Below are 20,116 nucleotides of genomic sequence, written 5' to 3' on the forward strand. Positions count from 1 at the left end.
TATCAATTTAAAAAATAAGCAGCGTATAGAAAGACTCATCATCGCTGCTCATTCTTGCTGCTCAACAGTCTAAGTGAGTGTGTTGGCATCACTTAATGTGTAAAGCATGTTTGACATATTAAACCAAAAAAAAACTTTGTCAAGCACCCTTTACATATTTTTTTAATTGATTGCGAATTAAGAAAATCACCTGCAACTTGCTCTTAATCGAGCGAGAGGCCTAAGCAAGGTTAAGCAAGACAATAAAGTCGGTCGTTCGTCAGCAAACGTCACCAGCAAATTTCTGTTTGGAAATAAATTGTCCGCACCAATATGGATCACGTGTCGCACGGAGCAGACAAAATTCAATCGATTCCAAGAATCTATAAAAAATGGTTTGAGGGATGCTCCCCAGATATCGCAAAATAGCTAGGCGAGTTTTTGTTTCGAATTGGGATTGTATTGACCAAGCTTGATATGCAATCTGTCATAAGAAGTCGCACAGTGTCTTTCATTCCCCCCGCGGAAATTTAGGCTACTTAGTAATCGACGTATGCTGAAAACCTTTTGTTGTTTGAGATGAATTGTGCGTCTGATGGTTGGTCTCGAAAGAGTACGACTCGATTGACCGCAAATTGATGGTTTGACTACCTTGAGGTGAACCGAAATGCGTGTTAAGACTGTTTCCCCCTATCTATTTTTCATATTTTTTCTACCTTTGCTGGTCTCCTGTGGCGGCAACACGCCTGATTTAGCAAACGCCCCGCCGATCCAAAGCCAAAGCCCGGCACCAGTGAGCAATTCGACTCAAATCATCAATGGCGCGCGTAAGGACTACATGATTAGTTTTTCGCCAGAAGGGATTGTTTTACAAAGTAGTATCGGGGTGAAATCGAAGACGGTTCTGCCGATGAGCGAAGCATTAAAATTTTCGGATATGACGATCAATTTGCAGGTTGCCGCAAAGGTCGCTCAAATTAGTCAACAGCAATTGACATCCTTGATAGAGCTCTACATTGCTTTTTTTAATCGGGTACCGGATGCCGATGGTTTGGTGTACTGGGCTGGACAAATTAAGGCCGGTATGACAATCGATCAGCTTGCAGAGAATTTTTATGCGGCGGCAGTTCAATACAGTGACCTCACATCGTATTCGGAGAGCATGACAAATGCAGACTTCGTTCGAATTATCTATAAGAATGTATTGGGAAGAACGGGGCAATATGCGCCACCCGATGCGGATGTGAACTATTGGGCTGAACAATTAAGGACTAAACAAAGTACCAAAGGTAAGTTGGTCATTACCATGCTCAACTCAGCACATAGTTTTGTCCGCGATCCAAACTGGGGCTGGGTGCCTCAATTGCTCGACAATAAAATTGGCGTGGCGCGCCAATTCGCCATCGAACAAGGAATCAACTACAACACGGCGAACGAATCCATTGCGAAAACAATGGCGATCGTTGCCAAAATTACGTCAAGCGATACATCCTTAGCGATAGCCACTTACAACACGAATGATGCCAATTTTAAAGTTGAGTATGGATCACTGAATGCATTTCCACCGATCGCGGTAGCAGGCTATGCACAAACTGTGCTGACGGGCAGCACAGTGAAGCTGGATGGAAGAGATAGTGTTAAAAGGGCGAATCAAAACCTAACGTTTAGTTGGAGAATTGATTCTAAACCTGACTTCAGTAATGCAAGCCTGGATAACGTAAAATCACCTACGCCTAGTTTTATAGCAGATCGGCCAGGAAGCTACATCATCAGTTTAAGTGTTAATGATGGAAGTTTAAATAGTTTAAATATTTCGAGAGTTGCGATTAAAGCAGAGGCAACTTCTTCGGTTAATTTCAAAGGATCGCGAAGTTATACAAGTTGGAGCAACGTGACGGACACTTTTAATGTTTGGGAGGGAAATCAATCAATAATCAGATCGAAGTCACAATTTTCAAACCAAGAATTGCAGACGATTATTGGAAATATCGATTATTGCTTGTCCCTGTATCAGCGTTATGGCCAGAGAGCTTGGCCAACACTTTCAGATCCAGAGTTTGGGGCAAAAGCGCAAATTAGCCTTCTTCCCCTGCAAGCAAGCTGTGGCCCAAATTTCTGCGGAGCAGGGGCGCGAGGCGACATTGATGTCACTATCTATGAGAATAGACGTGGAAGCAGATCTAATACTGACCCTTATGCCTGGTGGAGCGCATTTAATGTCCTCGGACAGCAAGGCAATAATGCTTTTCCGATCTACCAAAAGATCGATCACTTCACTGGAACAAATGGCACATCTGGGGAGAGATTGAGAAGGGCTTTCACCGAGTATATTGCACAACGATGCCTGACGGATATTGGTATGCCACAAGAAATTATTCGCCAAAGAGGAGAGCCTTCGATGTTGACTTTCCGGAAAGGTTTCTTAGAGTCGAATCAAAGCTATGTTCAAGCTATTGAGCCAACTATCACAGATAGGCCGATTCCCGGTTCCAATCCGGAGGTCGTGCCTTGGCAATTAATTTCTACGGTTCTTTTCTACCTGCATGACAATTTTGGTGACCAATTTATGGATAGCTTTTTCAAGAGCATCCTGGCGAGAAAAACACCCGTCACGGCTAAGGAATCGGCTTGCAATATCATGTCGACCGCACGCTTAGTCAATGAGTCCTTGAAAGATGAGGTGAAGAATTATCTGGTTTCGCAATGGCGCTTCCCGACGGACTGCGCTGATTCGACCAATGCTGCGCCTGAGGCTTTTGCTGGCTATCCGCAATCTGTCGTGAAAGGTAGTCTCGTCAATCTCGACGGTAGTGCCAGCTTTGACGCCGATGGCAACTCGCTCCAGTATAGTTGGTCACTCATCAGTAAACCTAATAATAGTAGTGCCATACTCAATGCGTTCGATATCGCCACACCGAGCTTCACTGCTGACCAAACAGGCACGTATGTGTTTGGTCTAAAGGTCAATGACGGTCTGGTCTTTAGTCCAATAGCCCGTGTCACGATCACTGTCGAAAATCGCAGTCCTGTGACTTATCGTGACTTACGCAATTACACAACTTGGGGTTCGAGCTCGGGAACTTACACGGGTTCTTTCCATGTTTGGGAAGGCAGAAAAGTCATTCTTCGTTCACAAGACTTATATGATCAAGCCGACATCCAAACCATCGTGACCAATCTAGATCAGTGTTTTGGACTGTACCAACAATTGGGGCAAAATAGATGGCCTACCATTTGGGATCCCGATTTTGTGGGGAAAGGACAATTGAGCGTGGTCCCCGACAACACCACTTGTGGTGCGGGATGTGGTGCGGGTGGCCGTGCAGAAATGACCAAAGACACTTTCGATCAGTCGCGAGGCACACGTAGCAAGGCGGATGCCTACGCTTGGTGGGTTGGTGTTTATGAATTTGGTCGCCAAGGTGGGCGTGCATTCCCTATCTTCCAAAAACTCGATAATTTTTATGGGGATTCCAATTTACCAGGTGGGCGTATGACCTCAGCGTTCCCAGAATATATTTGGCAAAGATGTTTGCGCGACATGGGGTATAGCCAAGATCATTTATTACGTCGCGGTCGTTTTGCGAGCAAAAAATATCGAGACGGTTTCTTAAGTTCGAGCCAATCTTATATACAAGCAGTAGAGCCGGCCATTACGGATAGACCTATTCCCGGTAGTAATCCAGCGACCGATCCTAGCAATATGATTACAGCCGTGCTTTTCTATCTAAATGAAACATTTGGCGACACATTTATGGATAGTTTTTTCAAGCGTGCGAACGCCAAGCAAGATGCGGTGAGTCCGCGCATGGCAGCCTGCAATATTATGAATAGCGCGAAAGAAGCCCTGCCGCAGCGCAGTGCAGAGGTTCAAAATTATCTTGTGAATGAGTGGCGTTTCCCGAGTGACTGTCAGTAGCTGAGGTGGTGTGCCCGACTATAGTATGGCGATGACACCGCAGCCATAAAAACAAACAACGACGCCTTGGCGTCGTTGTTTGTTTGTCTGACTACATTTGTGAAGTTGACTGCCGTGCCTTACTTACTTACTTACTTACTTTCTTCGCGTGGTTTATTAAGCAAAACAGGTTCACCGAATCCCAGTTCCTTCATGCGTGGTAATTGGGTTTTGGCATCACCGACCACTAACCAGATCATCTTGTTTGGATCGAGGTACTTCTGCGATAAGGCTTGGATTTGCTCGATGCTCATTGATTTGACTATCTGTTCGCGATCCTTGATGTAGTTTGCTGACCAACCGTATTTGCTAATATTTTCTAACAGACCCAACTTGGCATTGGCAGTTTCGAAGGCTCGTGCATTACTCTTGATTAAGAAACTCTTGGTTGTCGCTAAGTCGGCATCCGAGTATGTTCGGGCATAATCTTGTAGGATTTGTTTGATCAATTGGGTTGACTCCAATGTCACATTACTGCGCACACCACTGGTAATCTTGAATTCCCCCGTGCTCTTGCTTCCACTGAAAGCGGAATTGATGCCGTAGGTATAGCCTTTCCCTTCACGCAATTGCTGTGTCAATCGCGATGCAAATCCACCACCGCCAAAGATGTAGTTGCTGACCTGCGCTGCATAATAATCTTTGTCCGTCGCCGCTAGTGCCGGCGCGCCAATTTGCAAAACGGATTGTTTTGCGTCAGGAATATCGACGAAATAGATTTTCGCTTCACTCGGTACTTTGGCCTTACTTGGAGCAGGAATAGTGACTTGCTTTGCTAACCATCGTTGATTTAAACCAGCTAGTGATTGACTGATGCTCGCTTTGGGCAAAGCACCAACGATATGCATACGAGCTATCGAAGGGGATAAATTCTTGCTGTAGTAGGTTTTCAAATCAGCGATGCTGATCGCGTTGACGCTCTCGATTGATCCTAACAAATTACGCGAACGAATATTGTCTTCGCCATAGAGCAATTTGTTATAAGCGTTACTGGCAACGACGTTAGGATTCGCTTCTTGTTGACGAATTTGACTCAAGATATTTTGCTTTTGTAGCGCGAATTCTTTTTCATCCCAGCGTGGCTCTAATAAAATTTCTTCGACTAAAGCCAGAGTTGCTGCGTAATTGCGAGCGAGAGTATTGACCGTGATTCGAATATCTTCGGTGCGCGCAGAGATGTTGATCATCGCACCGAGTTGTTGAATCGCTTCTTCTAATTCTTGTGGTGTTTTCTTCGCAGTACCTTGCGTCATCATCCGAGCCATCAAATTAGCAACACCAACTTTTTGTGGGTCGTCTAAGAGTAAGCCGCCATCGATGACGATCTCAAATTGAACTAAGGGGACTTCGTTATTTTGAATGCCGTAGACGCGCAATCCATTCTTCAATGTTTGTTCCCAGACAGCGGGCACCTTGACGCTAGCGGTTGGACCATAAGCAGGTTCTTTGTCACGCGCGATTTTGGACGGAGTTTTGGTGTAGGTCGCGTTGATATTAGGATCGACCGCGTCCTCAGCTCCTTGTACAATTTTTTCTTCAGCGACTTCCGCCTTGGTCGAGCCGCTCAGGGCTACAGCTTGTTTACCTTTAGGCACAAAGCTGGTTGCAACATAATTTTTGCCCTTGATGTATTTTTCGTAGACACGCATCACATCAGCGGCTGTGACAGCAAGAATATTTTTGATATCTTGTTCGACGTAGCCAGGGTTGCCGATCAAATAGTTGTATTCGGCGAGCTGTGCAGACTTACCTAAGACGCTAGAGAGCGAATTGTAGAATTGCGTTTCTTGCCCTGCTTTAATTCTGGTGAGGTCCTTGTCGGCGATCCCTTCTTTTTCAAAGAGTGCGAATGCTTCGTTAATGGCGGAAGCAACTTCATCCAAGGTTTTGCCGTCGAATGCGCGCACGTTCAAAACAAATTGTCCTGCTAGTTCGGAGGTGTCATTTCGTGTGCTGACGTTCGCACTCAGTTTTTTGCCTTCCACTAACACTTGATAGAAAGGGGCTCGTTTTCCTTGTGTTAAATAGTGGGCCAGTACCTCCAATGCATAGGAATCAGGATGCAATTGTTCAACCGCAGGCCACACCATGGTTAAGGCTGGTACACGTGCAAAATTATCTTCGTGGTAGAGCTTGACGGTTTCTTTTACAAACCCAGGCCGTTTCGCTTGGGGTTTTACTTCTTCACCGCGTTGGATTTCTCCAAAATACTTTTCTACCCATTTTTTCGCTTGGACGGTGTCGAAATCGCCCGCGATCACGAGCGTGACGTTATTGGGAACATACCAACGGCGGAAAAATTCTTTCACATCATCCACAGTGGCGTTTTGTAAATCCTCTAGCGAACCGATCACTTGCCAGTTGTAGGGATGATCCGCAGGGTAGAGTGCTTTATCAATGACGTATGAAGTATGACCGTAAGGATTATTATCAACACTTTGGCGCTTCTCGTTTTTGACGACTTGCTTTTCTTTTGCTAATACTTGATCCGTCACGGTATTGATGAACCAACCTAGTTTATCCGCTTCGGCCCAAATCATTTTTTCTAGGGCATCTTTAGGAACGGTTTGTAGATAATTGGTGCGGTCTTGAGAAGTCGATCCATTTGCCCCTGAGCCACCAATACGCGCGGTCATTTTATCGAGGCCGCCTTTACCGAGATTTTCTGATTCAAGAAAAAGTAAGTGTTCGAAAAGATGGGCAAAACCAGTGCGGCCTGCTTTTTCGCGCGCGGAACCCACATGGGCGGTTAAATTCACAGCGACCACTGGGTCGGAGCGATCAATATGAAAGATCACATCGAGCCCATTGGCTAAAGTGAATTTTTGATAGTCGACTTTGAGCCCAGACGAAGTCTTGGCGGTCGGTGCAGATTTACTTGAAGCCGCCGTTGAGGTTGGGTTGGCGATGCTGGATGCACTCGCACACAGCGCAAAGACTGCTGCCGCTATAACGGTGTTACGAAGTGGAGTCGATATTCTTGTTGTCATGGAGATTTCCTCGAAATAGAGAGATGAATTGGTTTGATCTTGAAGACATCAGAACGCGTATTGTATGCACAAAGTTCATGTCCTCGAAATAATTCATCTTCAAAATTCCCATATGGAAATATCTGATTTGAAGAGCAGATTGGGGCCATGATTCTCTTTAGCTTGACAGCGTTTTGAGTTCAAACAGAGCAGGCAATCATTGACTTATTTTTATCAAAAAAGTTCCCTGCGAGTCGTTACACATTGCGCCATGGCGCACACATTTAGGCTTGTGATAAAGCGATCCTCGCGCGTTCGTAATTGCCCATGCGTTCTTGTTGTTCCGCATTGACCGGCATCTGCGCTACCACACTGGCATGTTCTTCGACATCGGCACGTTTTACCCGAGCAGCAAGTGGGACCAATAAAACACGACGAATATAGTCGTCGTAAGTTTCGTTGGGGCGACCAGTGAGCGTTTCCACTGCCTCGATGATGCGCTCTGAAAATCCTGCGGCACGGAGTTCTATTGCAGTCATTCCACCATCTTCTATGGTGTCATGCAACAGCGCGGTTTGACGTTCTTCATCGTCGCTAAGCCTTAGCATGACACGGATTGGATGTAGCACTTCAGCTTCGCCATCTTCGCCAATACGCCCTGCGTGAGCCTGACTCGCTGTTGCGAGCGCTTTTTCTAATGTAGACATGATCGTTTCCTTTAGTATTGATGATGTGTTTGTCGACCAATTGTAGACAAATTATCGTGCATTGATTCCCTAAGTTTTTTTACTTAGTTTATCCACTCAGTTTATCAACTAAGAGGCTTTAGGGGCATGACCTGCATGACCCGCACATAACCTGCACCTTTTGCTTCCGCGCTACTTTTCCATAATTGCTCTGCTAAGACAGGTCCGAAATGCGTTGTACACTCGGTTGCCACCCGGCGTAGTTGTGTACCAGGAAAAGGATCACCTCCACCGACTTCGATTAATCGATTCTCTACTGGAACTTCGTCTCCATTTGCGCCATTCCATATTTGTGTGTGGCTGCCAAAAACGCGAAAATCTAAGCTTGTATAGCCATCGCAATTGAAGGCATAACTGTAGGGCGTTGGACCTGCTTCAGGCAATAGGCGGATTGAGTCAGGATTCAACACCATTCCACCAGAGGGTACCAGTTGGATGGTTACCGATTGATTGGCTGTACGAAGTCGACCAAATTCATTGCGACGGCAACCGCCGCTATACGCATGATCTAAGCAAATCTCGATACCGAAATCAATTAGACTGCCATCGGCATGCTGGATACTAGGGAGGGTAAAGCGTGCACCGCCTTCAGTGACACCCAAGACATCCTTGGGGATGACGGATTCAGGATCAGCCGGAACCACTGTATGGTTGGTATGGTGTAAGGCATCGCCACACCATTTGAGAAAATCAATCCCAGATACGTATTGTTTGCGTGCGGCATAACACGAGGAACGATGTTCTGCACCGCCGCGCTGAATCAACGTCGTGTTATACACCTCTCCAGGTTGGCTTGGATCTAATTCATAACGACCGTTGCTGGATAAAGCCGTGGGGAAGGATGCGCTTACAGCACTTCCAAAAACCAGCAGATAGTCAGCGTATTGGGCTTGCGCAGCGATGCGCTGCATGCCACCGAACAAACCGGGCCAAGCATGGTCAAATGGCGTCGAAAGGCAAAAATTCGACGGTGCTGCACCGACCCAGCCGTTCAATAAGTCATGCAAATAGGCACCACCAGCACCGCGGCACAAGAACTCTGGAGCCATAAAAATTTTGAGCGTTTGTGGCGACGGATCGGCTAAGGCATGGGCTTGTTCTAATGCATCGGCAATAAAAGCGAGGCGCGCTTCAATGTCGCGGCATTGGCTAGCCACATCGGTGCGGTGGTCTGTGGTATCACTGCGCAATCCCGCGTAAGTACTTCGCTCAGGGTGCGCGAGATCCTTACACGGACCGGTGTATAACTCCCATGAAATAAACTGCACATGATGGAAGTTCGACATGCGGCTTTTAAGAAATTCGATTAGCGATAAAAAGGCTCGACTGTGCCTTTGACCTTAATCATCATCGGCATCCCTTTGCGATCTAAAGTTTTGCCTGCAGGAACAGTGATCCAGCCTTCGCTAATGCAGTATTCTTCAACGCCTAGGCGTTCTTTACCATTGAGCAAAATGCCTACTTCGTGTTCGAAGATTGCGGCAACGTAGTACTTGCTGCGAGGATCAACCGAGAGGCGGTCAGGAAAATCAGGTTTGCTAGTATTATCAGTCATAGTTTTTGGTATTGCGTTACGTTGATTCGAGAGTGAGATATTGCATTGCGATTGCGACAAGCTTCGATTTGCATCGCCGTATTAATGGTCGGCCAAGCGTTTTTCTGTGTTTGCCAAGGTGCGCTTTCGGGAATCTCATTGCAATTCGTCGACAGCGAATTGCGGGTTCGCTAGTTTATCCGTTTTTAAGCGGGAAAGCTCGCATTTCCTATGCTAGCTTTGCCCTCAGTATTGTGTTGATGCAATGCGCGTAAGCGCTGATGGACCGTATCGTTGAGGTCGATATGGCGTTGCTGTTTTGCGCTGAGGTAGTGCTCAGTGAATACATCAAGATAAGCCTCTAAGGTTTGTGCCGCCATGTGATCGCCTGCCAGCGCGAAGCAAAGTGCCGCGACTTCTGCCGTGCATAAATGGTCTTCGCGACGTGAGCGGCGTAATTTGTAACGCGAAACTTGCTCGGGTTTGAGGCTCAAGACAGGAAATTTTTCTAGATACGGACTTTTTTTAAAGATCTTACGTGCTTCTGGCCAGGTTGCATCGAGCAGAATAAAAAGGGGACGTTTGGTATTGGCTTGTTGCTCGGGACCCAAACAACGTGATTCGTTTAGATCTGTCACAACACGCTCAGGTGCAACAAATTCACCTGGAAAGACGACATAGGGTTGCCATTTAGGATCGGCAAGAAGGGCTGTTAATGCAGGATCAACGCTCGTTCGTGCCCAGCCAAAAGCGCTGGTATCAGGAATAAGGTCGGCAATCAGCCAACCTGTATTACTAGGCTTGAGTGTTTCGTGCTCTGCCATCAATAAGCAAACTCCTGCTTGGCTTACTACGGTAGGACGTAAAGCGCAAAAGCAATGACTCAATATCAAACGACAAAATGGACAGCGTTCGCCGCTGGGGCCGCCGCGCGCGAGAAAAGGGCGAGTACTACGTTCGAGACGAGAAGCGCGTAAGCGCGAAACAGCGTGAGGGGTGAGCGCGGATGTCATGGGCTTACTATTTTTACTGATTTCGTCTTGACTAGCCCCGCCTCGCGAAATGCGTGACGGATAGTTGGCATGGCCTGCAAAAAATTCAGGGATTAAAAAAATGGCTGAAGCAAAAGAGTCAGCATTTTAGGCGATTCATACGAGATCGCTGTGAGTAATTTGGACTGAATGGTCATTTTGAAATCATTTTGCCGCTTACAGGAGAAATTTGTCTTGATATTCAGCTTTCCATCCGCATTTCTGAAGGGTTCAAGACGACTGGTCTAATTTAGTTTACAATGCAACACATGATGACTCGCGACAATACACGACAGCATATTTTGGACACAGCTAAACCCATTATTTTGGGAAAAGGCTTCGCTGCGGTTGGCCTTAATGAAGTGCTAACTGCGGCAGCGGTACCAAAAGGCTCGTTTTATCACTATTTCAAATCCAAAGAATTATTTGGCGAAGCTTTGCTCGCCGATTATTTCAATGACTATCTGACCAGTATCGACAGCTTGCTGGCACCCGACCATCGTCCCGCTGCGCTTCGATTGATGGCGTATTGGGAGGGCTGGCGGGCGTCCTTGGTGAATCAGGACATGCAATGTCAGTGTCTCGCGGCAAAACTTGCTGGTGAGGTGTCCGACTTATCAGAAGCGATGCGTATCGCTTTGCAAGAGGGCACGCAACGCATCATCGCTAGAATTGCCAGTTGCATAGTAGAGGCACAATCGGATGGTTCCTTATCCAGCGCGATTCATCCGCTCGATACCGCAACCAGCCTATATCAGATGTGGTTGGGGGCGAGTTTATTGACCAAAATGCGGCGCGATGCAAGCGCATTAAATAGTGCAATGCGCAGCACCCAACATATTTTGATGATCGATGCTAGGCAGGACTGATTTGCCTCAGCGACAGATTCAAAACCAGTTTGCTCCATTGGGCGACGTGATCGGATTTGATCACCAACTCAGGGAAACTTTATTTGTAATTTCAAACCGATACCTTTGGTTGAGGTATCACCAATAAGAAGGAAATCTCATGCTATTTACTACATTAAAAGCGGGCGCGCTTGAGTTGCCGAATCGTATTTTGATGGCACCATTGACACGTACTCGTGCAGGATTCGAACATTTACCGAATGCGTTGATGGCAGAATATTACGCACAACGTGCCAGTGCTGGCTTGATCATCACAGAATGCACCATGGTGATGCCAGGCACTTCTGCATTTGCAGCAGAGCCAGGAATCTATAGCCAAGAACAAATCGACGCTTGGAAACAAGTCACCGCTGCGGTACACGCTAAAGGCGGCAAAATCGTCATGCAAATCTGGCACGCTGGTCGCGCTGCCCATCCTGATCTCAACCAAGGTGCATCGACCGTTTCCGCCAGTGCAGTCGCGATTGACGGAGAAATTCATACACCGCAAGGCATGGTCAAGCACGCTGTACCAGCAGAATTGAGCCAGGCTGAAATCAAAGAAATCGTGCAAGCTTTTGCACAAGGCGCAAAAAATGCCATGGCAGCGGGCTTTGATGGCGTCGAAGTGCACGGAGCCAATGGCTATTTGATCGATCAGTTTTTGCGCGATGGATCTAATCAACGTACGGACGAATACGGTGGCAATATAGAAAATCGTGCTCGCTTCCTCAACGAAGTATTGACCGCTGTGTGCGCGGCAATTGGTTCGGATCGCGTGGGCTTGCGTTTGTCACCGCTGAATAGTTATAACAGCATGAAAGACAGCAATCCATTGGCGTGGATGGAGTATTTGAGTGCCCACTTGAATAGTTTCAATTTGGCGTACTTGCACGTGATGCGTGCCGACTTCTTCCAAGCGCAAACAGGCGATGTGATGACAGTGGCACGTGCTCATTACAAGGGCGTGTTGATCGGTAACATGGGCTACACAGGAGCCGAAGCAGAGCAGGCAATTCAAGACGGCAAACTGGATGCAGTTGCATTTGGCACCGGCTTCTTGGCGAATCCCGATTTGCCAGCGCGCATACAAGCAGGCGCAGCATTGAATGCACCGGACGCATCGACCTTCTATACGCCAGGCGCTAAAGGCTATACCGATTACCCAAGCATGTCCTAATCGTACAGCCATGATCTTGTTCGGTTCTGCTGACCGAGCAAATTTTCACGCATCGCTTTCGGCGCAGGCAAAAGAAAAGGGTCTCTATTTTGAGACCCTTTTTATATCCTCGGCTTTGCGCCAATTCGAAGCTTATTTCGCAAACTGAGCGTAATAGGCCACGATCGCTGGATGTTCAGCCACACGTTTCATATGCGCATTCAAGCTCGGTGCCACTTTTTCAACCAAGTCAGTTGGAATATGATCGAGGCGGCCAGAATTTAAAGTCCGAATATCAATGAAAACTTTTAAGTCGGCAACTGTCAAACGATGATCTGCAAAGTACTCGCCACCTCCAGCCGCAAGCTTCTTCTCTAACCATGTTAGATAAACTGGAATAGAACTATTCACCAAGGCAAGGCGCGCAGCTTTTTGCTCTTCGCCAGACATGCGATAAGTTGGCCCCATCTTGATTCCGGCTTCTTCAATTACGAACATGACTTCGTCACATACCAAAGCTTGCAAAGCATCGCTTGGATACAAGCCTGCTAGTTTGCCCGCATAACGTAACATCGCATCGCATTGCGTAATCTGTTCGCCATCCACTTCCAACACTGGTACCTGTCCAAACGGAGTGTTTTTACGAACTTCAGCGAACTCAGGATAAGAAAAACGGTGATCTTCAAACGGCACACCGCCAATTGCGAGCGCGAGACGTACAGGCTCTGCACGGCCACCATGAAAATCAAAATAGGTGATTTTAAGTTTTGGCATAGAAAATTCTTTCAAAGTAAGCCCTAAATAAACGCGAATAGGTGCGCAGAAATAACGGGATTGAGTTGGGCGCGGTACGCCCAGCTGCACGCACTGAAATTCGATCCTTAAAAAAGCATGAAACGCATGAAATATGTCGAAAGATCGTTCTTCGCATCCGCCGCAAGAAACGTCGCCTCGACATAAACATAACTATGATATCACGCGTGAATAATCTTATCTGAAGGCGGCTGGAGAGGAATCAGAGTCGTCGCTCTGAACTAAGAAATTGCATTGCAATCGGACATGTCATATCGGGCAAATCAGCACACCTTGTCAGAATCGTTGGGAGACCTTCGTCCAATTCCGATTTTCATTCCGACCCAGAGTCAGAAGCAGAATCGGAAGCAGAAGCAGAAGCAGAAGCAGAAGCAGAAGCAGCGGGACCAAACAATGCGTCTAAGGCTGCGCGGTTGTTGGCCGATGAAGTCGACGCACGTCCACGTTTCCCATGAAATTCTTCTTCAATATTGTCGCGATAAAAACTCCAAGCGGCACTCGATGACGCGCTAGAGAGGCGACGCCAAATCTCTTGCCCGACACCTGAATAATCGATCGCACTCCCATCGTCTAATTCCACCCGTAGCACACGTTCACGTGCATCGTAGCCTATGGCGCGAAGCTTACCTGCATGGATTTTCTGCATATTCATCGATGTGCTTTCAAAAAATGCTCTTACATCACGATATCACGCAAAGGCACGGCACCCAAAATAAAATTGCAAGATACGCACGCTAGCCCTCATCATGTATCGCGTTGTGGGAATCAAATGATCTGCGTTCACATTGTGCGCAGAGTTGCTCAGTGCAATTCCATCATGCCGCTGATTTAGAGAGATTCTTGCAAAAGCAAACACTATTTTGCATGCCCACATATTGTCCATAGTTGGGAATCACCTGATAGCTATTCTTTTGATAGAGTCGAATGGCTTCAAGCTGTTTGACACCGGTTTCAAGTATGCAACTGCCATAATCCAATTCAATTGCCCAATTCTCGAGATGCGTTAAGACTTGCGAAGCAAGCCCGCGGCCACGGGCATTGGGTGCTACATACATACGTTTGAGTTCGGTTACGCCATCCGCATAGTGTTTGATTGCTCCGCAGGCAATGGCCTGATCTTGTTGATAGACCACCAGCACGTTCTTTAAGCCGTCTGATTTATTGAATTGTGCGTAGAACGCATGTTCATCGCCGTCGGTAATCGCTAGATAGCGGTCAAGCGCAAGCACCAATTGTTGAAAGTCGAGATTGTTAGAATCAGTACGAATAAATTGCAGCATGTTTTACTCCTAGAATTGTTTGATCAATGCCAAGACAGTCATGAATAAATACACGCCATTGAGAAACGTGTTCGCGAAGGCTTCTTTTTTATAGGTGTAATAGATTAAGCAACAACAGCCAAATACATTCATCAGCAGAAAGGTCAGTGAGGTGCTGGCAATCAGCTCCTGGGTATTCAAGCCATATGCAATTAGGCAAACGATGCCGCCTCCCCATCCCAGGCTGTTCAAATAATGATGCGCGATTTGGCTGGATAACTGACGTATTTTCATAGGACGTACTTGCATAGGCTAGCTTTCTTGAATGTGCTGGGCGGTGCGTAAACGCGACTTTGCTATTCCTGTTCTTACAGTGTCGAATAGCGCGACTGGGATGGACTCGTGCTTAATGACTTAGGACATAATTTACGCTTCTGTTTAATGCAATAAAATGCTAAATTCGAGTTGATTAATGCGAATATTGATTTAAAAGATCGTCTTCCCGATTGAAGCAGATCACTCCTCCAGCAAACTCAAACAAGCACAAGCAAGCACAAGCAAGTGCAAAAAATCGGTGGTCCTCATGCATTTACAACAAATACGCTACTTCTTAGCGCTCGCTGAAGAACAGCATTTCTGGAAAACTTCAGAAAAAGTATTTATCACGCAATCGGCCTTGAGTCGCCACATTAAGAGCATGGAAGAAGAATTGGGATTTGCCTTGTTTGAAAGAGATAAACGCAATGTGAATCTGACACCAGCTGGTGAATTTCTGCGCGATCACTATGGACGACTTCTCAGTGAATTTGAGAGCGTGACACGACGCGCCAGTCAAATTGCCAAAGGTGAGGTTGCCACCCTACGGATAGGGCATCCCGCCTCGATTACATTTTCGATCTTGCCCGATCTGTTGCTTGCCTTACACCAGCAATATCCCCAAATTGCTGTACAAATGTTTGAGGTCGATGCAGCGGATGTTGATCCATTTTTGCAAGCACATCGGATCGATATCGCCTTTAATCGTGAAAGTGCTAAGGCACGCGATTTGATTTCTAGACCCCTGATGCACGAACATTTCGCATTGGTTGTGCCGGAACAGCATCGCTATGCCAACAAGCGCAGTCTGCAATATAAGGACTTGCTCCAACTTCGAGATGAAGTATTCGTGCTACCTGCATTAACGGGGAACAGCGAGCACGCTTCCCAAGTCAAAGCCGTGTTTGAAGCTGCGGGATTTGATCCCCTCATCCGTGTCGAATCAGATTTTGGTGTGACTCTCTTGGGCTTGGTATCGAAAGGCCTTGGAATCTCAGTGATGCCCATTTCGTATTCGCATCATTTGAATCATCATTTGAAATTTATACCTTTACCTGCGACGTCTAGTCTATTGGCATTGTGGCGAGCGCAAGACACCAGTCCGGCTTTGCAGATTTTCTTAGGTGTGATGGAACAATTCGACTTTCGTATGGGACTGTCGTAGCCGCTTGACGGGCCTGCGGATCAAGATAAATCGCGCGGTGGTCCTATTTTGATCCAATAGAGACCACGCGCAACAGGAAGATGCTCACGACTTCTTAGACGTGGCGATCCTCAAAAAGCATTGCTAAGATGGGGCCGCCTTACATCCCAAGTGAACGCAATAATTCGTCACTATCGTCATCGCCGCTCGGCGCTGAAGGGCTTGCCGCCGACTTGCCTTGGTTGGATTGTTGAAACTCCAGCAAATCATCTGGATCAGGCACTTCGCTGATATCGAAGTCATGCAATTTGATGAATTCTGTACGATCAATCGCGAGTTCGAGATAGAAAATATTATTGTTTTCAGTAAAGAACGACACGCGGCGGATCTCAGGTCTATCCAAAGGCGTATCCACGCTTAACATGACCTGCTTGGTCAACACCAACATTTTTGGCTGATTTTGGGTGATGTTGGTTTGCAATTCACGACGGATCTTGCCAGTGAAATCGCCAACGATTTGGTTCATCAATTCGCCCAAAATATTTGCCACTTCATCCGAGGTAAATGCCGATGCCAATTCTGATTCTGGCATTCCCATTGTCAGCATGTATTTGGCGTAAATTTCCATTGCTGCTTGGCCAGAAAAATTCAACACCACCAAGCCCGAAAAACCGCCATCAAACAAGACGAAGCAACCAATATCAGGCTTCAAGCCAATCTTGGTAATACGTTGCACCATTGCCGAATAATGAATCTTACTTTGAGTGGCGACGTTGAGCACACGAGTGACTGAGTTACACAAGCCTGTGAGCAGGTCTTCGGTGCCGTACACGACCGTTTTTTCATGCTGATCCATTACATACTCCTCTACTTAAATCCAAATAGTCCCAAGCATGGCGAATCGGGCCATCTCGCTCTAGGACAGGGTTTCACTTTGACTACTCGTGTTGGCTGTTCAGCCTACTTTATCGACCCCAGTCTTCCTCTTAGCCGTTCAACTGCGCGGACGCCGCGAAAAAGAGATGGAAAGCCTCAGCGAGCACGTGATGTGAATATAGTGTGAAAATAGCCATAATTGATTCGCAGGTCGCGGATGAAAGAAACATACGCACTTCCCTAGACGGAAGTTAAATTATATGTTTACAACAATGCTATCTACGATAACTATTTGCCATAGTGAAAGAATATTCAATGGCGCTTCGTCCGTCTAGTAATTTCACTATTAATGTGGGATTTGTGGCGTAGCCGAGGGAAATCGACTTCAATTTACGCTGCATTCGCAAGTTTCAACGCGACAAGAGTGATGCGCAAACGGTATTGGTAGACAACCGAAACAAGTAGCTTAAAGCCAATAATTAATGATCAAAATTAATAATTAATAAATAAAAAAACACGAGGCTAATTAGGAAAATGTTCAACATGCGTCTCACCATTACGGCCAAGATAAGACACATGACGACCCTTAATCCACACAAAATAGCCGATACAACCCGCTTTTTGCGTTAGCTTTTTAAATTCGGGATACATCACTTCGCCCTTTTGCGCCCCCACAATCGCCGCCTTCACCGCCGCTTGATCAAAATCTTGAGCAAACACTTCACCATCCGCGTCATAGCTTAATTGCAAAGTCTCATCGCTAGGAAAGTAATACGTCACTTGGCGCGTACGGTAATCAACAAAGTAAGACTCCACATCAACGCTCATCAAAGCAGCGATCACTTGACCAAAATGGATGCTGCCAGCTTGCGAAGCTACAAAAGTCTGGTGAATCAACTCGTGCTTATTGTTTGCATTCATATTTGTACTCATATTTGTACTCATATTTATGTTTAACTCAATAAAAAAAGAAGAAAAGCTCGCTATTTGACAGGCACTTGCTTCATCTGATGATAGGCCACCAATTCCTGCAAATCAGCAATCAAAGCTTGGCGTTTCTTATCGCCCAAATGCGCAAAAAAATAATCATCATTCTGATCTGCCAGCTTCGCCAACTTAGGCACCAACCACCGCCCAGCGGCAGTCAAACGCAACACCTGCTCACGCGCACCACCATCGACAAAATCTCGCGCCACCAAATCCTTGGCCTCCAACTTAGAAATAATCTTAGAAGCCGCGCCCTTAGTCATACCCAAAGCATCAATCAAACCGGCATGGGTCGTAATCGCTTCCGCATACAAAGCCCGCAAAGCTACCCACTCCGTCACGCTCACATCGTGCGTAGCTAACTCTGCTTCAAAGCGAGCGGAGACTTGGTTTGAGACGTAACGCATCCAGAAGCCGAGATGGGCTTCTAGGGCGCTGGGGAGGAGTTTAGTGGTTGGTTTTGATGTGGGTTTCATGGCTAACGTCGTTTATTGAATGTTCGTAGTTTAGTTTCCTTGGAAACTAAAATCAATTTTATTTTTAACGAGTTAGAAATGTCACTCATAGTCCGTAGACCTACCTTGATGATTAGCGCAATATCGCTATTGCGTTAGACAAATGGAGGTTCGCGATGAGAAGCAATCATGCAGCTAGTGGTGTTAGTGTGGCCGAAGAAAAAATCAACAGCTATGAGATAACAATCGACCCCAATCCAGACACATGGCGTGGTGGATTTATATGGTCAGTGAGCTTGAGAGATGAAGAGCTAGACTGTGGCTTAGAGTATTCGAGGCGATTAGCGGAAAGAGTTGCAAATAAATATGTTAATGCGCTAGTCGCGAGACCGTGTTCGTATTGAAAACAAAAGAGGTGCGAGCGACGTCGCACCTTTACTAAATGAGCTAAGCAGTGACTTCGTCGAAATCTTTTGCTGAAGTCTTTTTCTTCTTAGCACTAGCTGGTATGTTCATGTGATCATCAATTTGATTTAATAGACGCACAAGAGCACGACCCATCGCGTGAGCTAAATTCACTGGCACCGCATTACCGATTTGCTTATATTGGGCAGACACTGGCCCAGCAAATTGCCAATCATCAGGAAAGGTTTGGATGCGAGCATATTCGCGTACCGTGAGTGGGCGGGTTTCTTCTGGATGACAGCGCTCGGTTTGTTTCTGTGCTGGTGCACACGTCAAAGTCAAGCTCGGCTCATCCCATGATAAGCGACGCGCCATGCCTGTTTTGCCACCACCAAGGAAGTAGCTCTTCATCATATATTCACGTTGAATATTGTCTGGTAAATCGCGCCAGTAGCCACCAGGCGGCACCATCTTCAAAATTTCGGCCTTACGCTTCGGATAAGTTTGACCTTCTGATTTTGGCACATCACATGGATACAACTCACCTTTTTTCAGTGCATCACGCATGGTCAAAATGCGCTTGTAGGAAGACGGCCAAGCAAACTTCACTTTATCTGCTAGATCATTGCGAATACCGACTAAAAATAGACGCTCCCGCTTCTGTGGCACTTGATAGAACATCGCTTTCAACACATGCGGTTCAACCAAGGTATAGCCTAGGTCGCGAATAATATTGCTTATCGTTTTAAGTGTTGCGCCATTGTCGTGATTGAGCAAACCACGTACATTTTCACCTAACAATACTTTAGGATTAGTCTCACGCACAGCACGCGCAAACTCATAAAACAAAGTGCCGCGCGTATCTTCAAAACCCAATTGTTTACCCGCATAAGAAAATGATTGGCAAGGAAATCCGCCAGAGAGAATATCAATTTGATCGCGATATTTGGTGAAGTCAATTTTAGAAATATCACCCTCAACTACATTCCAATCAGGGCGATTTTGCCGCAGCGTATTGCACGCATGCTTATCGAGTTCATTGAGCAAAACAGATTCAAACCCAGCACGCTCCATACCAATCGCTAAACCACCCGCACCAGCGAATAGTTCTAATAATTTATATCCGCGATTTGGCTTGGTCACGAATTCAGCATCCCAAGCGTTTTTGAACATATGCTGCGTATTCTCAAAAAACTCTAATTGTGACTTATGATAAACGCGATAGTTATTCGACTCAATACGCTGGGCTACCATCGTGCCATTCTCATCCCAACGGCGCAAAGTCTCTTTCGTTACGCCCAAAATATCCGCCGCCTGGGCGATAGAATAATAATCAGCACGATCTTCCATGTTTCATCCTTTTACTCAAACCTTATACATGGTTACTACTGTATTTTTATTCAGTAAATCTGTCAACCTATTTTTATTGAGTGTGTAAAAAATGAGGAAAAAAGCTTGTGAGGAACGCCAGCGCGGAGAGCGATACAAACTCCCTTCTCCCGCAAGCGGTGAGGTGAAAATTCTGGGGCTGGGGATGAGGGAGGTTAAGCATGACTACAAAAACTTCAGAAGGATAACGCCCAATAACAACCCGACCAA

At 46.4% G+C, this 20,116-nt stretch carries 18 protein-coding genes; 5 read left to right on the forward strand and 13 right to left on the reverse strand.

Annotation, left to right across the window (positions count from 1 at the left end; translation table 11 throughout):
* The first annotated feature begins 646 nt into the window (after positions 1–646).
* The gene (locus KDM90_RS15555) at positions 647–3,898 is read left to right on the forward strand and encodes a PKD domain-containing protein (RefSeq protein WP_212676560.1); all 3,252 of its coding nucleotides are present in this window, start codon (positions 647–649) and stop codon (positions 3,896–3,898) included.
* Positions 3,899–4,029: 131 nt separating this feature from the next.
* Here KDM90_RS15555 and KDM90_RS15560 read toward each other — a convergent pair whose 3' ends face one another.
* The 5 genes from KDM90_RS15560 to KDM90_RS15580 form a co-directional block, all read right to left on the reverse strand.
* Positions 4,030–6,927, reverse strand: coding sequence for a M16 family metallopeptidase (locus KDM90_RS15560; RefSeq protein ID WP_212676561.1), 2,898 nt, complete (start codon positions 6,925–6,927; stop codon positions 4,030–4,032).
* 263 nt (positions 6,928–7,190) lie between these two features.
* Complete coding sequence (locus KDM90_RS15565) at positions 7,191–7,613, reverse strand: guanosine-3',5'-bis(diphosphate) 3'-pyrophosphohydrolase (protein ID WP_212676562.1); 423 nt, start codon at positions 7,611–7,613, stop codon at positions 7,191–7,193.
* Positions 7,614–7,717: 104 nt separating this feature from the next.
* A complete protein-coding gene (locus KDM90_RS15570; RefSeq protein WP_212676563.1) occupies positions 7,718–8,938 on the reverse strand; it encodes a hypothetical protein in 1,221 nt (406 codons plus the stop codon).
* Between the two features lie 20 nt (positions 8,939–8,958).
* Positions 8,959–9,207, reverse strand: coding sequence for a DUF3297 family protein (locus KDM90_RS15575; protein ID WP_212676564.1), 249 nt, complete (start codon positions 9,205–9,207; stop codon positions 8,959–8,961).
* A gap of 185 nt (positions 9,208–9,392) precedes the next feature.
* Positions 9,393–10,199 carry a tRNA-uridine aminocarboxypropyltransferase gene (locus tag KDM90_RS15580; RefSeq protein WP_212676565.1) on the reverse strand — a complete coding sequence of 269 codons (807 nt, stop codon included), beginning with the start codon at positions 10,197–10,199 and terminating at the stop codon, positions 9,393–9,395.
* Between the two features lie 278 nt (positions 10,200–10,477).
* On the opposite strand from KDM90_RS15580, the gene KDM90_RS15585 reads away from it, so the two are divergent.
* The gene (locus tag KDM90_RS15585; RefSeq protein WP_438947443.1) at positions 10,478–11,086 is read left to right on the forward strand and encodes a TetR/AcrR family transcriptional regulator; all 609 of its coding nucleotides are present in this window, start codon (positions 10,478–10,480) and stop codon (positions 11,084–11,086) included.
* A 139-nt stretch (positions 11,087–11,225) separates the two neighbouring features.
* Positions 11,226–12,284 (forward strand): alkene reductase, encoded by a 1,059-nt coding sequence (locus tag KDM90_RS15590; RefSeq protein ID WP_212676566.1) that lies wholly within the window; start codon positions 11,226–11,228, stop codon positions 12,282–12,284.
* 132 nt (positions 12,285–12,416) lie between these two features.
* On the opposite strand, the gene KDM90_RS15595 is transcribed toward KDM90_RS15590, so the two are convergent.
* The 4 genes from KDM90_RS15595 to KDM90_RS15610 form a co-directional block, all read right to left on the reverse strand.
* A complete protein-coding gene (locus KDM90_RS15595) occupies positions 12,417–13,037 on the reverse strand; it encodes a glutathione S-transferase (protein WP_212676567.1) in 621 nt (206 codons plus the stop codon).
* A gap of 352 nt (positions 13,038–13,389) precedes the next feature.
* Positions 13,390–13,728, reverse strand: a complete 339-nt coding sequence (locus KDM90_RS15600; RefSeq protein ID WP_212676568.1) for a KTSC domain-containing protein — start codon at positions 13,726–13,728, stop codon at positions 13,390–13,392.
* Positions 13,729–13,891: 163 nt separating this feature from the next.
* Positions 13,892–14,356 (reverse strand): GNAT family N-acetyltransferase, encoded by a 465-nt coding sequence (locus tag KDM90_RS15605; protein WP_212676569.1) that lies wholly within the window; start codon positions 14,354–14,356, stop codon positions 13,892–13,894.
* 9 nt (positions 14,357–14,365) lie between these two features.
* Positions 14,366–14,644, reverse strand: a complete 279-nt coding sequence (locus tag KDM90_RS15610) for a CBU_0592 family membrane protein (RefSeq protein ID WP_212676570.1) — start codon at positions 14,642–14,644, stop codon at positions 14,366–14,368.
* A gap of 274 nt (positions 14,645–14,918) precedes the next feature.
* Between KDM90_RS15610 and KDM90_RS15615 the strand changes: the two genes are divergently transcribed.
* Positions 14,919–15,815, forward strand: a complete 897-nt coding sequence (locus tag KDM90_RS15615; RefSeq protein WP_212676571.1) for a LysR substrate-binding domain-containing protein — start codon at positions 14,919–14,921, stop codon at positions 15,813–15,815.
* A gap of 139 nt (positions 15,816–15,954) precedes the next feature.
* Here KDM90_RS15615 and KDM90_RS15620 read toward each other — a convergent pair whose 3' ends face one another.
* The 3 genes from KDM90_RS15620 to KDM90_RS15630 all read right to left on the reverse strand — a co-directional run bounded on the left by KDM90_RS15620 (position 15,955) and on the right by KDM90_RS15630 (position 18,133).
* Positions 15,955–16,650, reverse strand: coding sequence for a DUF3334 family protein (locus KDM90_RS15620; RefSeq protein WP_212676572.1), 696 nt, complete (start codon positions 16,648–16,650; stop codon positions 15,955–15,957).
* A 542-nt stretch (positions 16,651–17,192) separates the two neighbouring features.
* Positions 17,193–17,603, reverse strand: a complete 411-nt coding sequence (locus tag KDM90_RS15625) for a DUF1398 family protein (protein WP_230409846.1) — start codon at positions 17,601–17,603, stop codon at positions 17,193–17,195.
* 50 nt (positions 17,604–17,653) lie between these two features.
* Complete coding sequence (locus tag KDM90_RS15630; protein ID WP_212676573.1) at positions 17,654–18,133, reverse strand: MarR family winged helix-turn-helix transcriptional regulator; 480 nt, start codon at positions 18,131–18,133, stop codon at positions 17,654–17,656.
* Positions 18,134–18,288: 155 nt separating this feature from the next.
* Between KDM90_RS15630 and KDM90_RS15635 the strand changes: the two genes are divergently transcribed.
* Positions 18,289–18,516, forward strand: a complete 228-nt coding sequence (locus tag KDM90_RS15635; RefSeq protein WP_212676574.1) for a hypothetical protein — start codon at positions 18,289–18,291, stop codon at positions 18,514–18,516.
* A gap of 43 nt (positions 18,517–18,559) precedes the next feature.
* On the opposite strand, the gene dcm is transcribed toward KDM90_RS15635, so the two are convergent.
* Entirely contained in the window at positions 18,560–19,867 is a 1,308-nt protein-coding gene (dcm, locus tag KDM90_RS15640; protein WP_212676575.1) for a DNA cytosine methyltransferase, read from the reverse strand.
* Positions 19,868–20,116: the final 249 nt, after the last annotated feature.

Origin of the sequence: Affinundibacterium fentianense (assembly GCF_018139545.1) — a bacterium.
Classification (GTDB): domain Bacteria; phylum Pseudomonadota; class Gammaproteobacteria; order Burkholderiales; family Burkholderiaceae_D; genus Undibacterium; species Undibacterium fentianense.

Excerpts from the sequence above, each read along its gene's own strand:
- KDM90_RS15555 (WP_212676560.1), top strand. The coding sequence starts at position 647 with ATGCGTGTTAAGACTGTTTCCCCCTATCTATTTTTCATATTTTTTCTA.
- KDM90_RS15560 (WP_212676561.1), bottom strand. The coding sequence starts at position 6,927 with ATGACAACAAGAATATCGACTCCACTTCGTAACACCGTTATAGCGGCA.
- KDM90_RS15565 (WP_212676562.1), bottom strand. The coding sequence starts at position 7,613 with ATGTCTACATTAGAAAAAGCGCTCGCAACAGCGAGTCAGGCTCACGCA.
- KDM90_RS15570 (WP_212676563.1), bottom strand. The coding sequence starts at position 8,938 with ATGTCGAACTTCCATCATGTGCAGTTTATTTCATGGGAGTTATACACC.
- KDM90_RS15575 (WP_212676564.1), bottom strand. The coding sequence starts at position 9,207 with ATGACTGATAATACTAGCAAACCTGATTTTCCTGACCGCCTCTCGGTT.
- KDM90_RS15580 (WP_212676565.1), bottom strand. The coding sequence starts at position 10,199 with ATGACATCCGCGCTCACCCCTCACGCTGTTTCGCGCTTACGCGCTTCT.
- KDM90_RS15585 (WP_438947443.1), top strand. The coding sequence starts at position 10,478 with ATGCAACACATGATGACTCGCGACAATACACGACAGCATATTTTGGAC.
- KDM90_RS15590 (WP_212676566.1), top strand. The coding sequence starts at position 11,226 with ATGCTATTTACTACATTAAAAGCGGGCGCGCTTGAGTTGCCGAATCGT.
- KDM90_RS15595 (WP_212676567.1), bottom strand. The coding sequence starts at position 13,037 with ATGCCAAAACTTAAAATCACCTATTTTGATTTTCATGGTGGCCGTGCA.
- KDM90_RS15600 (WP_212676568.1), bottom strand. The coding sequence starts at position 13,728 with ATGAATATGCAGAAAATCCATGCAGGTAAGCTTCGCGCCATAGGCTAC.
- KDM90_RS15605 (WP_212676569.1), bottom strand. The coding sequence starts at position 14,356 with ATGCTGCAATTTATTCGTACTGATTCTAACAATCTCGACTTTCAACAA.
- KDM90_RS15610 (WP_212676570.1), bottom strand. The coding sequence starts at position 14,644 with ATGCAAGTACGTCCTATGAAAATACGTCAGTTATCCAGCCAAATCGCG.
- KDM90_RS15615 (WP_212676571.1), top strand. The coding sequence starts at position 14,919 with ATGCATTTACAACAAATACGCTACTTCTTAGCGCTCGCTGAAGAACAG.
- KDM90_RS15620 (WP_212676572.1), bottom strand. The coding sequence starts at position 16,650 with ATGGATCAGCATGAAAAAACGGTCGTGTACGGCACCGAAGACCTGCTC.
- KDM90_RS15625 (WP_230409846.1), bottom strand. The coding sequence starts at position 17,603 with ATGAGTACAAATATGAATGCAAACAATAAGCACGAGTTGATTCACCAG.
- KDM90_RS15630 (WP_212676573.1), bottom strand. The coding sequence starts at position 18,133 with ATGAAACCCACATCAAAACCAACCACTAAACTCCTCCCCAGCGCCCTA.
- KDM90_RS15635 (WP_212676574.1), top strand. The coding sequence starts at position 18,289 with ATGAGAAGCAATCATGCAGCTAGTGGTGTTAGTGTGGCCGAAGAAAAA.
- dcm (WP_212676575.1), bottom strand. The coding sequence starts at position 19,867 with ATGGAAGATCGTGCTGATTATTATTCTATCGCCCAGGCGGCGGATATT.